The 12602-nt window shown below is 64.7% G+C and carries 14 protein-coding genes; 5 read left to right on the forward strand and 9 right to left on the reverse strand.

The genetic code is table 11. The features are described from left to right. Positions 1 to 180 precede the first annotated feature (180 nt). The gene (locus ACXHGZ_RS04455) at positions 181 to 1503 is read left to right on the forward strand and encodes a dicarboxylate/amino acid:cation symporter (RefSeq protein ID WP_480462601.1); all 1323 of its coding nucleotides are present in this window, start codon (positions 181 to 183) and stop codon (positions 1501 to 1503) included. A 253-nt stretch (positions 1504 to 1756) separates the two neighbouring features. Here ACXHGZ_RS04455 and ACXHGZ_RS04460 read toward each other — a convergent pair whose 3' ends face one another. Together ACXHGZ_RS04460 and ACXHGZ_RS04465 are read right to left on the reverse strand one after the other, a co-directional pair. Next, complete coding sequence (locus tag ACXHGZ_RS04460) at positions 1757 to 2251, reverse strand: SprT family zinc-dependent metalloprotease (RefSeq protein ID WP_084858677.1); 495 nt, start codon at positions 2249 to 2251, stop codon at positions 1757 to 1759. Between the two features lie 128 nt (positions 2252 to 2379). Then, a complete protein-coding gene (locus tag ACXHGZ_RS04465; protein ID WP_070091748.1) occupies positions 2380 to 2979 on the reverse strand; it encodes a Yip1 family protein in 600 nt (199 codons plus the stop codon). Positions 2980 to 3233: 254 nt separating this feature from the next. Here ACXHGZ_RS04465 and ttcA point away from each other — a divergent pair, with 254 nt between their 5' ends. Further along, on the forward strand, positions 3234 to 4058 hold the full coding sequence (gene ttcA / locus ACXHGZ_RS04470) for a tRNA 2-thiocytidine(32) synthetase TtcA (protein WP_084858678.1): 825 nt from the start codon (positions 3234 to 3236) through the stop codon (positions 4056 to 4058). Positions 4059 to 4061: 3 nt separating this feature from the next. Further along, a complete protein-coding gene (locus ACXHGZ_RS04475; protein WP_084858679.1) occupies positions 4062 to 4733 on the forward strand; it encodes a DNA-3-methyladenine glycosylase I in 672 nt (223 codons plus the stop codon). An 80-nt stretch (positions 4734 to 4813) separates the two neighbouring features. Here the strand turns inward: ACXHGZ_RS04475 and ACXHGZ_RS04480 are convergent, their stop codons facing one another. From ACXHGZ_RS04480 to arsC, 3 genes are read right to left on the reverse strand one after another with little or no spacing between them, the layout of a single operon-like run. Further along, complete coding sequence (locus ACXHGZ_RS04480) at positions 4814 to 5227, reverse strand: DUF2069 domain-containing protein (RefSeq protein ID WP_480462604.1); 414 nt, start codon at positions 5225 to 5227, stop codon at positions 4814 to 4816. Beyond that, on the reverse strand, positions 5220 to 5825 hold the full coding sequence (gene wrbA / locus ACXHGZ_RS04485; RefSeq protein ID WP_084858681.1) for an NAD(P)H:quinone oxidoreductase: 606 nt from the start codon (positions 5823 to 5825) through the stop codon (positions 5220 to 5222). The genes ACXHGZ_RS04480 and wrbA overlap by 8 nt, the downstream gene beginning before the upstream one ends. Beyond that, complete coding sequence (gene arsC / locus ACXHGZ_RS04490) at positions 5822 to 6175, reverse strand: arsenate reductase (glutaredoxin) (protein ID WP_480462606.1); 354 nt, start codon at positions 6173 to 6175, stop codon at positions 5822 to 5824. The genes wrbA and arsC overlap by 4 nt, the downstream gene beginning before the upstream one ends. Before the next feature lie 85 nt (positions 6176 to 6260). On the opposite strand from arsC, the gene ACXHGZ_RS04495 reads away from it, so the two are divergent. Then, positions 6261 to 6728 carry a TlpA disulfide reductase family protein gene (locus ACXHGZ_RS04495; RefSeq protein WP_084858683.1) on the forward strand — a complete coding sequence of 156 codons (468 nt, stop codon included), beginning with the start codon at positions 6261 to 6263 and terminating at the stop codon, positions 6726 to 6728. A 114-nt stretch (positions 6729 to 6842) separates the two neighbouring features. Here the strand turns inward: ACXHGZ_RS04495 and ACXHGZ_RS04500 are convergent, their stop codons facing one another. The 4 genes from ACXHGZ_RS04500 to ACXHGZ_RS04515 form a co-directional block, all read right to left on the reverse strand. Beyond that, positions 6843 to 7247 (reverse strand): META domain-containing protein, encoded by a 405-nt coding sequence (locus ACXHGZ_RS04500; protein WP_480462608.1) that lies wholly within the window; start codon positions 7245 to 7247, stop codon positions 6843 to 6845. Continuing rightward, positions 7244 to 7681, reverse strand: a complete 438-nt coding sequence (locus tag ACXHGZ_RS04505; RefSeq protein WP_480462610.1) for a hypothetical protein — start codon at positions 7679 to 7681, stop codon at positions 7244 to 7246. The genes ACXHGZ_RS04500 and ACXHGZ_RS04505 overlap by 4 nt, the downstream gene beginning before the upstream one ends. A 31-nt stretch (positions 7682 to 7712) precedes the next feature. Then, complete coding sequence (locus ACXHGZ_RS04510) at positions 7713 to 8702, reverse strand: 2-hydroxyacid dehydrogenase (protein ID WP_480462612.1); 990 nt, start codon at positions 8700 to 8702, stop codon at positions 7713 to 7715. Between the two features lie 188 nt (positions 8703 to 8890). Beyond that, positions 8891 to 11647, reverse strand: coding sequence for a response regulator (locus tag ACXHGZ_RS04515; protein ID WP_480462614.1), 2757 nt, complete (start codon positions 11645 to 11647; stop codon positions 8891 to 8893). A gap of 237 nt (positions 11648 to 11884) precedes the next feature. Here ACXHGZ_RS04515 and ACXHGZ_RS04520 point away from each other — a divergent pair, with 237 nt between their 5' ends. After that, positions 11885 to 12601 carry a response regulator transcription factor gene (locus ACXHGZ_RS04520; RefSeq protein WP_480462615.1) on the forward strand — a complete coding sequence of 239 codons (717 nt, stop codon included), beginning with the start codon at positions 11885 to 11887 and terminating at the stop codon, positions 12599 to 12601. Position 12602 lies beyond the last annotated feature (1 nt).

The raw sequence follows: 12602 nt of genomic DNA on the forward strand, positions 1-12602 counted from the left end.
AAACACGGCCTCTGCACCCATTGCGAGCACTTTGGCATCGGCCTTGCTATTGACCTGGCATCGGCCTGCCCAGGCAGCTCGACCACAACGACAAATCCCTCCAGGTGCAGGAGGGTTCGCGCTTTAGGTGCCGCAACACCCTGGGAAGGGTGGGCTTGGCACACTTGAGGAAAATGAGCCATGACGACACGTCAGCCGCTGTACAAATCGCTGTATATCCAGGTGTTGGTCGCCATCACCATCGGTATCCTGCTCGGTCACTATTACCCGGAAACCGGCGTCGCCCTCAAACCCCTGGGTGACGGATTCGTCAAACTGATCAAGATGGTCATCGCCCCGATCATCTTCTGTACCGTCGTCAGCGGCATCGCTGGCATGCAGAGTATGAAGTCGGTCGGCAAGACCGGCGGCTACGCACTCCTGTATTTTGAAATCGTCTCCACCATCGCCCTGATCATCGGCCTGGTGGTGGTCAACGTGGTCCAGCCGGGCGCCGGCATGCACGTCGACGTCAGCACCCTGAACGCCAGCAGCGTGGCCGCGTACGCCGCCGCCGGCGCGCAGCAGACCACCGTCGGCTTCCTGCTCAACATCATCCCCAACACCGTGGTCGGCGCCTTCGCTAACGGCGACATCCTGCAGGTGCTGATGTTCTCCGTGCTGTTCGGCTTCGCCCTGCACCGCCTGGGCAGCTACGGCAAGCCGGTGCTGGACCTGATCGACCGCTTCGCCCATGTCATGTTCAACATCATCAACATGATCATGAAGCTGGCCCCGGTCGGTGCCTTCGGCGCCATGGCCTTCACCATCGGCCAGTACGGCGTGGGCTCGCTGGTGCAGCTGAGCTACCTGATGATCTGCTTCTATGTCACCTGCCTGCTGTTCATTCTGGTGGTACTGGGCAGCATCTGCCGCTTCCACGGCTTCAGCGTACTCAAGCTGATCCGTTACATCCGTGAAGAACTGATGATCGTGCTCGGCACGTCCTCCTCGGAGTCGGCGCTGCCACGCATGCTGGCCAAGATGGAGCGCCTGGGGGCGAAGAAGTCCGTGGTGGGCCTGGTGATCCCGACCGGCTACTCGTTCAACCTGGACGGCACCTCGATCTACCTGACCATGGCTGCTGTGTTCATCGCCCAGGCGACCGACACCACCATGGACATCACCCACCAGATCACCCTGCTGCTGGTGCTGCTGATCGCCTCCAAGGGCGCTGCGGGCGTCACCGGTTCCGGCTTCATCGTTCTGGCCGCTACCTTGTCGGCGGTGGGCCACCTGCCGGTTGCAGGCCTGGCGCTGATCCTGGGTATCGACCGCTTCATGTCCGAAGCCCGCGCGCTGACCAACCTGATCGGCAACGCCGTGGCCACCGTGGTCGTGGCCAAGTGGGTCAATGAACTGGACACCGACCAGTTGCAGGCCGAGCTGGCCTCTGGCGGTGCACCGCTGGTCGAAAGCCGCCCGCTCGACGACCTGGGCGTGGCAGAAGGCCCGGCACGTTGATCCGGGCATGAACTGAAAAGGCGACTTTCGGGTTAATGCCAGTCCAGTTAAGCCTTATCGGCTGCATTTGGGGCTGCCTCGCAGCCCATCGCCGGCAAGCCGGCTCCCACAAGTTCCGCGGTGTCTATAACAGCAGCGCAGGACAGGTGGGAGCAACTGTCTTGAATTGCTTGGCCAGCCCCCACAGGTATGGCGGTGTTTTTGAAAACAGCGCAGGACAGGTGGGAGCCGGCTTGCCGGCGATAGAGCCCGATCATTCGACGCGCGTCTCGCCGCTGTACACCAATATCTCCCGGCACCGCCGACACAGGTACCGCCGCCCCTGGCGCACCAGCTTGTGCCGCTGGGCCGTGAACGGGAAATCGCTCTCCGGGCACGGGCAACGGTAGATATAGCGTGTCACCACCCGCCGCTGCACTTCATAGTTGTGGCACCGGTTGGGCGGTAGCTCGTAGACCCCGCGCATGATCAACTGCCATTCCTCGCCATGGGCCTGGATGCGGTCGCCGAACACTTGGTGCGCGACCAGGTGCGCGACCTCATGGGCAACGGTCTGGCGCAGGAAGTCTTCCTGGTTCTCGCGGTACAGCTGCAGGTTGAAGCGCAGCAGGTTCTCGTGCAGATGGGCGACACCGGCCTTCTGGCCGCGCAGCTTGAAGCTGACTTCCGGGCGGGGGAAGGGGCGTTTGAAGAAGGCTTCGGCTTGCTGGTAACAGGTTTCGACGCGTTGTTTGAGCAGCTCGGGCATGGCGGGGTGGTTCTCCTGGCCGGGCCATTATGCCGCAAGCGCCCCATGCCTGCCGAGCCACCGGTCAGCGCACAGCCAGAGGCCGCCTCGAAGGCGGCCCCTGGTCATGCTCCTGTGTCGCAATGTCTCTAATTGGTATAGACAGGCCCCACACCCAGCCCCCAGATGATCACCGTGGCGGCCATGATCGCCACCAACACCACCAGGCCCACCGCCAGTACGGAGCTGGAGAACAGGAAGCCTTCGTCGGTGGGGATGTTCATGAAGGTCGGCAGGCCGACGTAGAGCAGGTAGACCGTGTAGCAGATGGCCGCCGTGCCCACCAGCATGCCCAGCCAGAGGTGCGGGTAGAGCGCCGCCAGGCCGCCGATGAACAGCGGGGTGGCGGTATAGGTGGCAAAGGCCACGCACTGCGCCATGGACGGCGTGGCATCGTAGGTACGGGCCATCCAGTGGATGAAGGCGCCCATCACTGCGACGCCGGCGAGCATCGCCAGGTAGGACATGATGCTCATCCATAGCGCGCTTTCCATGGTCAGCATCACCGCCGGTCGATCGCCGATGACCCAGCCGACCTGGGTGGTGCCGATGAAGGCCGACACGGCAGGGATCGCTGCCAGTATCAGCGTATGGGTCAGGTACATGTGGCTGATGCTTTCGTCCTCGCCACGGATCTCCTTCCACTCCTGGTCAGGGTGGGTAAACAGCCCCAGAACGTGATGGATCATGCCGGTCACTCCTATCGTCGTTGTCAAACGCCCCCCAAATGGAGCGCTTGCGGCCCGAGGCCCTGGACACCGATGCAAGCGGTCGTGTGGCCTTATCAGGCAGTATAGGAAGCCGTTGCCGGCAAAAAACCGGCTTTTTAGAGCAAATTGCGCTGTCAGGCGTGCCCTTGATTCTTTATCGGAATGGCCTACGCCTGTGCTCGGTTTGTGCGTAAAATAGCCCGCTTTTGTCACACCTCGCGGATCCAAGCGCTATGGGCACCCTCTCGGTCAACCAGAACAAACTGCAAAAACGCCTGCGTCGTCTCGCCGGCGAAGCCATCACCGACTACAACATGATCGAGGATGGCGACAAGGTCATGGTCTGCCTGTCCGGCGGCAAGGACAGCTACACCATGCTCGACGTTCTGTTGCACCTGCAGAAGGTGGCGCCGATCAAGTTCGAGATCGTCGCGGTGAACATGGACCAGAAGCAGCCAGGCTTTCCCGAGCATGTGCTGCCGGCCTACCTCAAGACCCTGGGCATCGAGTACCACATCGTCGAGAAGGACACCTACTCGGTGGTCAAGGAACTGATCCCCGAAGGCAAGACCACCTGCTCGCTGTGCTCGCGCCTGCGCCGTGGCACGCTCTATACCTTCGCCGACGAGATCGGCGCCACCAAGATGGCCCTGGGGCACCATCGCGACGACATCGTCGAGACCTTCTTCCTCAACATGTTCTTCAACGGCTCGCTCAAGGGCATGCCGCCGAAGCTGCGCGCCGACGACGGCCGCAACGTGGTCATCCGCCCGCTGGCCTACTGCAGCGAGAAGGACATCCAGGCCTACTCGGACATGAAGGAATTCCCGATCATCCCGTGCAACCTGTGCGGCTCCCAGGAGAACCTGCAGCGCCAGGTGGTCAAGGAAATGCTGCTGGAATGGGAGCGCAAGCACCCGGGCCGCACCGAGAACATCTTCCGGGCCCTGCAGAATGTGGCTCCGTCGCAACTGGCCGACCGCAACCTGTTCGATTTCACCAGCCTGAAGATCGACGAGAGCGCCACCCCGCGTTTTCTCGACGTGCTGAATATCTGACCCATGCGTGACTACCAGTGGCTGCATGAATACTGCCTGAACCGCTTCGGCTCGGCCCAGGCCCTCGAAGCCTTCCTGCCGCAGCCGCGTACCCCTGCGCAACTGCGCGACATCGGCGATGACCGCTACCTGTCGACGCTGGCCCTGCGCGTATTCCGCGCCGGGCTCAAGCACAGCCTGGTGGATGCCAAGTGGCCCGCGTTCGAGCAGGTGTTCTTCGGCTTCGAGCCGCAGAAGGTGGTGCTGATGGGCGCCGAACACCTGGAGCGGCTGATGCAGGACGAACGGATCATTCGCCACCTGGGCAAGCTCAAGAGCGTGCCGCGCAATGCGCAGATGATCCTCGACATCGAGAAGGTGCACGGCAGTTTCGGCGCATTCATCGCCGACTGGCCGGTGACCGACATCGTCGGCTTGTGGAAGTACCTGGCCAAGCACGGTAACCAGCTAGGTGGGCTGTCGGCACCGCGCTTCCTGCGCATGGTCGGCAAGGACACCTTCATCCCCACCGATGACATGAGCGCGGCCTTGATCGCCCAGGGGGTGATCGACAAGCAGCCCACCAGCCAGCGCGACCTGGCGTTGGTGCAGCAGGCCTTCAACCAATGGCATGCAGAAAGCGGGCGACCGCTGTGCCAGCTGTCGGTGATGCTGGCGCATACCGTCAACCATTGAGCCCCACAGCGTTGAGGTCACGCAGATCCCCTGTGGGAGCGGGCTTGTCCCGCGATTGGGTTGCGCGGCAACCCTAGCGCTCAAAGCCCTTCGCCGGCCAGCCGCCGCTCATGCTGGAACTTCCAGCGCACATACAGCAGCGCACTGACGAACAGCCCCAGGCTCACCAGCACCTCGATCCAGCCGAACACTGCCCGCGCCGGGTCGAACGCCGCCAGTACGCCTTTGATGAAATAGAGATTCACCACGAAGCAGGTCCAGGCATGCGCCCGGGCGCCGCCCATCAGCATGCCTGGCAGCAACACGAGCAGCGGCACCAGTTCGATCGCCAGGATCACCTCGACCCGCGCCCCGTGGAGGTCGGCGAACCACAGGTTGTTCACCACCAGCAGGGCGATCAGGCCGAAGAAGAACGCCAGGCTCGATGCTCGTGCCAGGCGCAAACGCGGTGCCAGCCATTCCAGCGGCGGCAACACCTTAGGCTTTTTAGCCACGCGCGGCCTCCAAGGCTTTGGCGGTGTTCGCCAGGCGTTGGCCGAGCGCGCGGCACAAGGCGATCTCATGCGGGTCGAGCTCACGCTTGCCATCGGCACCTGCATGATGGCTGGCGCCATAAGGCGTGCCGCCGCCACGGGTTTCGAGCAACGCCGACTCGCTGTAGGGCAGGCCCAGCACCAGCATGCCGTGGTGCATCAGCGGCAGCATCATCGACAGCAGGGTGGTTTCCTGGCCGCCGTGCAGGCTCGCGGTGGAGGTGAACACCGCTGCCGGCTTGCCGACCAGCTCGCCGCCCAGCCACAGGCTGCTGGTGCCGTCGAGGAAGTACTTCAGCGGCGCGGCCATGTTGCCGAAGCGTGTCGGGCTGCCCATGGCCAGGCCCGCGCAATGGCGCAGATCGTCCAGGGTGGCATAGAGCGCGCCGCTGGCCGGGATGTCCGGCGCCACGGCTTCGCACTCGGTGGAAATTGCTGGCACGGTGCGCAGGCGGGCTTCCAGGCCGGCCATCTCGACACCCCGGGCGATATGCCGGGCCATCTCGCTGGTCGAGCCATGGCGGCTGTAGTAGAGAACCAGGACGTAGGGTTCGCTCACGGCAGGATCTCCAGCACTTTCTCAGGCGGACGGCCGATCACCGCCCTGTCGCCGACGACCAGGATCGGCCGTTCGATCAGTTTCGGGTGCTGGGCCATGGCCTCGATCAACTGCGCGTCGGTCAGTGCCGGGTTGGCCAGGTCCAGGGTCTTGTATTCATCCTCGCCGGTACGCAGCAACTGGCGCGGGGCGATGCCCAGCTTGCCGAGCAGGGCCTTGAGCGTGGCGGTGTCCGGCGGGGTCTCCAGGTAGCGCACGATGGTCGGGGCCAGGCCGCGTGCTTCGAGCAATTCCAGGGCGCCGCGGGATTTCGAGCAGCGCGGGTTATGATAGAGGGTCAGATCAGTCATGACGGGTCGCATCCAGCTGGGTGTGGCGGCTATTCTAACCGCAGCGACTGTGTAGTTTGCTTGAATCTTCTAGAAGGATTGACCCATGGCAAGGCGTTTGGCAGCTGTACTGGCCATCACTGCGAGCCTGTTGCTCGGCGGTTGCGGTGCGGATTACGGCGTGGACCAGCACGGCAATACGGTAAAGGCCGAGCAGATCGATGGGCACTGGGTGGTGCTCAACTACTGGGCCGAATGGTGCGGCCCGTGCCGCACGGAAATCCCCGAGCTCAACGCGGCGGCCAAGCAGTGGGAGGCCCAGGGCATCAAGGTGGTGGGGGTCAACTTCGACGGGCTGCAGGGGCAGGACCTCAAGCAGGCGGCCGATACCCTCGGCATCGCCTTCACCGTGCTCGCCCAGGACCCGGCCGAGCGCTACGAGCTGCCGCGCAGCGAGGCGCTGCCGGTGACCTACATCATCGACGACAAGGGCAAGGTACGCGAGCAGTTGATGGGCGAGCAGACCCTCGAAGGGCTGCAGGCCAAGATCAAGGCGCTCAAGGGCGGCGCCTGATCGATTCCGGGGCTGCTTTGCAGCCCATCGCGGCACAAGGCCGCTCCAAGCTGGCGCGAGGCGTGTAGGAGCGGCCTTGTGCCGCGAAAGGGGCGCGAAGCGCCCCCGATCATTTCAGCCTTCCTCAGGCCAGAACCGCAGCGGCTTGCCCTCGGCCGGCCAGAAGCGGATCTGCTCGATCGGCGAGACGTCCCAGCGCTGCACGGTCTCCAGCGCCTGCAGGAAGCGTTTTTCCTGGTCCATCAGCGCCGGTGCGCACAGCTTGCGGGTCTTGCCGACCTTGCCGAAGCTGATGCGATCGCCTTCCAGGGTATAGGGCGCGAACCAATGGTTGCAGCCCGCATTGCCATAGGCGCGGCCGTCCTCGCCCAGAATCAGGGTCAGGTGGCTGTAGTCGATCAGCGGACGTTCGCCGATCCACTCCAGCACATAGCCGTGCTCCTGCTGCAGGGGCGACGGTTCGGAGGCACAACCCACCAGTGCGGTGGCAACCAGCGCGGCGCTCAACAGATGCTTCACTGCGCGCGCCCCTGGCAAGCCGGGCACAGGTGCCGTTCGCCCTGGCTGCTCCAGCCCAGTTCGGCGATACGGGCGCTGGCCGCCGGTTGACGCGCCTTCTTGCCGAGCTTGGCGTCCACGGCGAATTCGAAGTCCAGCTGGGCCTGGCAAGCGTCGCACTTGACCTGCCAGTTGAGAATCTCCAGTTCGTTGAACACCGGGCCGCTGGCCACGGCGACCCACTGGCCGCGAGGGTTGATCAGGTGGCGCACGCTTTCCACGGTCAGGCGCATGGACAGGTCCTTGCTGCCCTTGAGGGTCACCAGCAGGACATCGTCCTTGTGCATCGAGCCACCGTTGCCGGTGACCTGGTAGCGGCCGGGCACCAGGGCGCGGCATTCGATCAGCGTGTGTTGCGGGTTGAATAGGGTGTAGCGGAAATCGTGTTCGACCATGGGTCCTCCAGAATTGCCGCGTATCCTAGCACTAACCCATGACCAGATTCTGCGCATCGCCTGCCGCCCAGCGGACGATATTGTCCAGGGTGGTGGCGGCGATGGCATCCAGGGCTTCGCGGGTAAGAAACGCCTGGTGCGCGGTGACGATCACGTTGGGGAAGGTCAGCAGCCGGGCCAGTACGTCATCCTGCAGTGGCAGGTCGGAACGGTCCTCGAAGAACAGCTGGGCCTCCTCTTCATAGACGTCCAGGCCCAGGTAGCCCAGCTGGCCGCTCTTGAGCGCGTCGACCAGGGCTGGGGTGTCGACCAGCGCGCCGCGCCCGGTGTTGATCAGCATGGCGCCGGGTTGCAGTTGCGCAAGGCTTTGCGCGTTGATCAGGTGGCGTGTCTGCTCGGTCAGCGGGCAGTGCAGGCTGATGATCCGCGCTTGGCGCAGCAGTTCGGGCAGCGCCAGGTAACGCGCTCCCAAGGCCAGCAGTGCCGGGTTGGGCGTGGGGTCGTAGGCGAGCAGTTGGCAGCCGAACCCCGCCATGATGCGGGCGAAGGCTTCGCCGATCTGGCCAGTGCCGATGACCCCCACGGTCTTGCCATGCAGGTCGAAGCCGGTCAGCCCATGCAAGGTGAAGTCACCTTCGCGGGTGCGGTTGTAGGCCCGGTGCAGGCGGCGGTTGAGGGCCAGGATCAGGGCCACGGCATGTTCGGCCACGGCGTGGGGCGAATAGGCCGGCACCCGCACCACCGCCAGCCCCAGGCGCCGAGCGGCGGCCAGGTCGACATGGTTGTAGCCGGCCGAGCGCAGGGCGATCAGGCGCGTACCGCCTGCGGCCAGGCGTTCGAGCACCGGCGCGTCCAGCTCGTCATTGATGAAGGCACAGACCACCGCGAAGCCGTTGGCCAGCGGGGCGGTATCCAAAGTCAGGCGGGCGGACTGGTAATGCAGCTCCAGGCCATGGTTTCCGGCAGCCTGGTCGAAGCTTTCCTGGTCGTAGTGCTGGCTGCTGAACAACAGGACGCGCATGGGGCACCTCTGGGTTTCGTGTTGCGCCCAGTGTAGCCAGTCCGAGCCCATGGACCTTGATCTATGGCGCTCTTTCGCGGAGGGAACAGGCGTCGCCAGTGCTGGCCGATCGCCGGCAAGCCGGCTCCCACAAGGGGTGTACCGCTGTACAGGTGGGAGCCGGCTTGCCGGCGATCGGGGCCCTGAGCTCAGGCGCTCAGCCGCGCCTGGGCCGCCAGGCGGGTGATGGCCCGGTCCAGCTCATCCAGGGCCTGTAGGGCCTGGGGGCTGTCCTGCTTGAGCAGGGTCTCGCTGCGTTGGCAGGCAGCGCGCAGCTGCGGCACGCCACAATAGCGCGAGGCGCCGTTGAGCCGGTGCACCTGTTCTATCATGGCCGTGCGGTCGCCGCGCTCGCGGGCGTTGCGGATCGAGTCGCGGTCGGTCTCCAGCGAGGCCAGCAGCATGGCCAGCATATCGGCGGCCAGGTCCGGCTTGCCCGCCGCCAGGCGCAGCCCTTCGTCAGGGTCGAGCACTTTCAGCTCGGTACTGTCCGGCAGGCGCTCCTGTGCGCGTTCCTGTTGCTGCGGGGCCAGGCTCAGCCCGGTCCACTTCATCACCACCTGGGCCAGCTGGCGTTCGCTGATCGGCTTGGTCAGGTAGTCGTCCATGCCGCTATGCAACAAGGCGCGCTTCTCATTGGCCATGGCATGGGCGGTGAGGGCGACGATGGGCAGCGGGTTGCCGCTCTGGCTGGCTTCCCAGCGGCGGATCTGCTCGGTGCAGGCGCGGCCGTCCATGCCGGGCATCTGCACGTCCATCAGCACCAGGTCGAAGGGCTCGTTCTGCACGGCCTGCACCGCCGCGAAGCCATTGTCGAGCGCCAGCACCTCGGCGCCCAGGCCTTCGAGCAAGGTTTGCACCAACAACAGGTTGGCCGGGTTGTCGTCCACGCACAGGATCTTCGGCGCCCGCTGGCTACCGCTGCTGCGTGGCTCGGCCAATGGCCGACGCGGCTGCACCAGTTCCAGCAGCAGACGGCGCAGCTTGCGTGTGCAGGCCGGCTTGGACAGCAACTGACCATGGCCATTGGGCAGGTAGGGATGGTACAGCGCGTGTTCGGTGGTCGGGCACAGCACCACGCACAGGCAGTCGAGGCGCTCGAGTTGCTGGTGGTAATGACCGAGCTGCTCCGGCGAGAGGCTGCCCAGGTTGGCCCCGAGCACGGCGAAGTCGAATGGCTGGCCCGCCTGGGCGGCGGCCTGGGCGCCTTGCAGCAACTGGTCGAAGGACGCGAACAGGCTGACGCTCAGGCCACAGTCTTCCAGTTGATGTTCCAGCGCCTGGCGAGCCAGCTCGTGGCCGTCGACGATGGCCGCGCGGCGCCCGAGCAGCGGCTGCAAGGGCTGCTCCTCGGCATCGTCATGGGCCCGGGGCAGGTTCAGGCTGATCCAGAACTGCGACCCTTCGCCTGGCGTGCTGTCGACGCCGATCTCACCGCCCATCTGTTCGATCAAGCGCTTGGAGATCACCAGCCCCAGGCCGGTGCCGCCGGGCTGGCGCGACAACGAATTGTCGGCCTGGCTGAAGGCCTGGAACAGGGTGCGCACATCCTGGGGCGACAGGCCGATGCCGGTGTCCTGCACGCTGATGCGCAGCTGCACGTTGTCTTCCTGCTCGTCCTCGAGCATGGCCCGTACCACGATGGTGCCTTCGCGGGTGAACTTGATCGCGTTGCTTACCAGGTTGGTGAGGATCTGCTTGAGCCGCAGCGGGTCGCCGACCAGCGACAAGGGTGTGTCGCGGTAGACCAGGCTGAGCAGCTCCAACTGCTTGGCATGGGCGGCCGGGGCAAGAATGGTCAGGGTGTCCTGGATCAGGTCGCGCAGGTTGAAGGGAATGCTGTCGAGCACCAGCTTGCCGGCCTCGATCTTGGAGAAGTCGAGGATCTCGTTGATGATCCCCAGCAGATTGTCGGCGGACTTCTCGATGGTGTTCAGGTAATCGAGCTGGCGCGGCGTCAGCTCGCTGCGTTGCAGCAGGTGGGTGAAGCCGAGGATACCGTTGAGCGGCGTGCGGATCTCATGGCTCATGTTGGCCAGGAACTCGGACTTGATGCGGCTGGCTTCCAGGGCCTCCTTGCGCGCCATGTCCAGCTCGATGTTCTGGATCTCGATGGTCTCCAGGTTCTGGCGCACGTCCTCGGTAGCCTGATCGATGCTGTGCTGCAGCTCTTCATGGGCATTGTGCAAGGTCTCGGCCATGCGGTTGATGCCCGCGGCGAGCTCGTCCAGCTCGTGGCTGCCCATGGCCGGCAGGCGCTCCTCCAGGTTGCCGTCCTTCAGCTGGGTGACGGCGTGCTTGATGCGGCTGATCGGGTCGTTGATGGTGCGGCTCATGCGCAGGGCGAGCAGGACGGTCAGTGCCAGGCAGCCGAGGATCAGCAGCACGCTGGTGAACAGGCTGCGGTAGCCGCGCAGCAAGGTGCCATCGTGGGACAGTTCGATTTCCACCCAGCCCAGCAGGCGCTCGGCCTCGGCGGGCACGGCCTCGGTGGCCAGGTCGCGGTGATGGCCGAACACCGGCATCAGGTAACGGGTGGCATCGTTGCCGGTACGCTGCAGCAGCTGTGTGCCGGTGCCGCCGGTGGGCGCCAGGTTGAGCATGCTGGGGCCGGCATGGGCCAGGCGCGTGCGGTCCGGGGCGAGGAATGCCACGGCGCGCACGTCGGTTTGCTCCAGGGCCTGGGCGGCGATCCGTTCGAGCTGGGCCTGGGCCGGGTGGGCGAGGGCCGGTGCTGCCAGCGGCGCCAACTGTTCGGCGAGCATCTTGCCACGCTGGAACAACTGGGTGCGCAGCTCGTTCTGCTGCAACCAGGTGAAATAGCTCCCCAGTACCAACGCCATCAGGCCGGCGGGCAGCAGGGCCAACAGCAGGACCCGGCTTCTGATTCCCAAGCGATCGAGCACATCTGTCTCCTGTCATGTGCCTGCATGCCGTCATCATAGGGACGGCTCCAGGCAGAACGTTACCCCGGCAGCCGGCCTGTTGCACTTATTTGTATCCATTTTATGCAGCCAGGGGGCGTTCGACGCGAATGCGAGCCCGCAGAGGGTGGCGAAAAGCCGTCACCGGTCGAAACCCGGTTGCCTTGGTGCGTCCGCATGGCCAATAATCGCGCAACTGAGAATCAATGTCACAAGCCAATGAATCCCGTAGCTGTTAACCAGTCCTCTATTCTCGCCATCGAGGACGACCCCGTACTTGGCGCCTACCTGAACGAGGAGCTGCAGCGTGACGGCTTCCAGGTGACCTGGTGCCGCAATGGCCTGGAGGGCCTGAAGGCCGCTGGTCGCCAGGTGTTCGATGTGGTCCTGATGGACATCCTGCTGCCCGGCCTCAATGGCCTGGATGCACTGGCCCAATTGCGCAGGCACAGCGCCACCCCGGTGATCCTGATGTCGGCCCTGGGGGCCGAGGCCGACCGCATCAGCGGTTTCCAGCGCGGCGCCGATGACTATCTGCCCAAGCCCTTCAGCATGGCCGAGCTGCGTGTTCGCATCGAGGCGATCCTGCGCCGCGTCGCCCTCGAGCGGCGTCACCAGGTTTCGCGCGAGGTGGCCAACGGTCAGCTGCGCTTCGACGATGCCGCCTGCGACGTCTGGCTCGATGGTCTGTGGGCTGGGCTGACACCCAGCGAATACCGTCTGCTCGATACCCTCAATCGCAGTCAGGATGAAGTATTGAGCAAGCCGTTCCTTTATCAGCAAGTCCTGCAGCGTGGCTATTCGCGTCACGACCGCAGCCTGGACATGCATGTCAGCCAGATCCGCCGCAAGCTCAAGGTGATCGGTTACCACGAACGGCAGATCCGCACGGTCTGGGGCAAGGGCTATATGCTCTGCGCCGGCGAGGCGGATTGAC

The organism is Pseudomonas shiyinii, from assembly GCF_056725765.1.

Bases quoted from the DNA above. Each gene is read 5' to 3' on its own strand.
- ACXHGZ_RS04455 (WP_480462601.1), top strand. From the start codon at position 181: ATGACGACACGTCAGCCGCTGTACAAATCGCTGTATATCCAGGTGTTG.
- ACXHGZ_RS04460 (WP_084858677.1), bottom strand. From the start codon at position 2,251: ATGCCCGAGCTGCTCAAACAACGCGTCGAAACCTGTTACCAGCAAGCC.
- ACXHGZ_RS04465 (WP_070091748.1), bottom strand. From the start codon at position 2,979: ATGATCCATCACGTTCTGGGGCTGTTTACCCACCCTGACCAGGAGTGG.
- ttcA (WP_084858678.1), top strand. From the start codon at position 3,234: ATGGGCACCCTCTCGGTCAACCAGAACAAACTGCAAAAACGCCTGCGT.
- ACXHGZ_RS04475 (WP_084858679.1), top strand. From the start codon at position 4,062: ATGCGTGACTACCAGTGGCTGCATGAATACTGCCTGAACCGCTTCGGC.
- arsC (WP_480462606.1), bottom strand. From the start codon at position 6,175: ATGACTGATCTGACCCTCTATCATAACCCGCGCTGCTCGAAATCCCGC.
- ACXHGZ_RS04495 (WP_084858683.1), top strand. From the start codon at position 6,261: ATGGCAAGGCGTTTGGCAGCTGTACTGGCCATCACTGCGAGCCTGTTG.
- ACXHGZ_RS04505 (WP_480462610.1), bottom strand. From the start codon at position 7,681: ATGGTCGAACACGATTTCCGCTACACCCTATTCAACCCGCAACACACG.
- ACXHGZ_RS04510 (WP_480462612.1), bottom strand. From the start codon at position 8,702: ATGCGCGTCCTGTTGTTCAGCAGCCAGCACTACGACCAGGAAAGCTTC.
- ACXHGZ_RS04520 (WP_480462615.1), top strand. From the start codon at position 11,885: ATGAATCCCGTAGCTGTTAACCAGTCCTCTATTCTCGCCATCGAGGAC.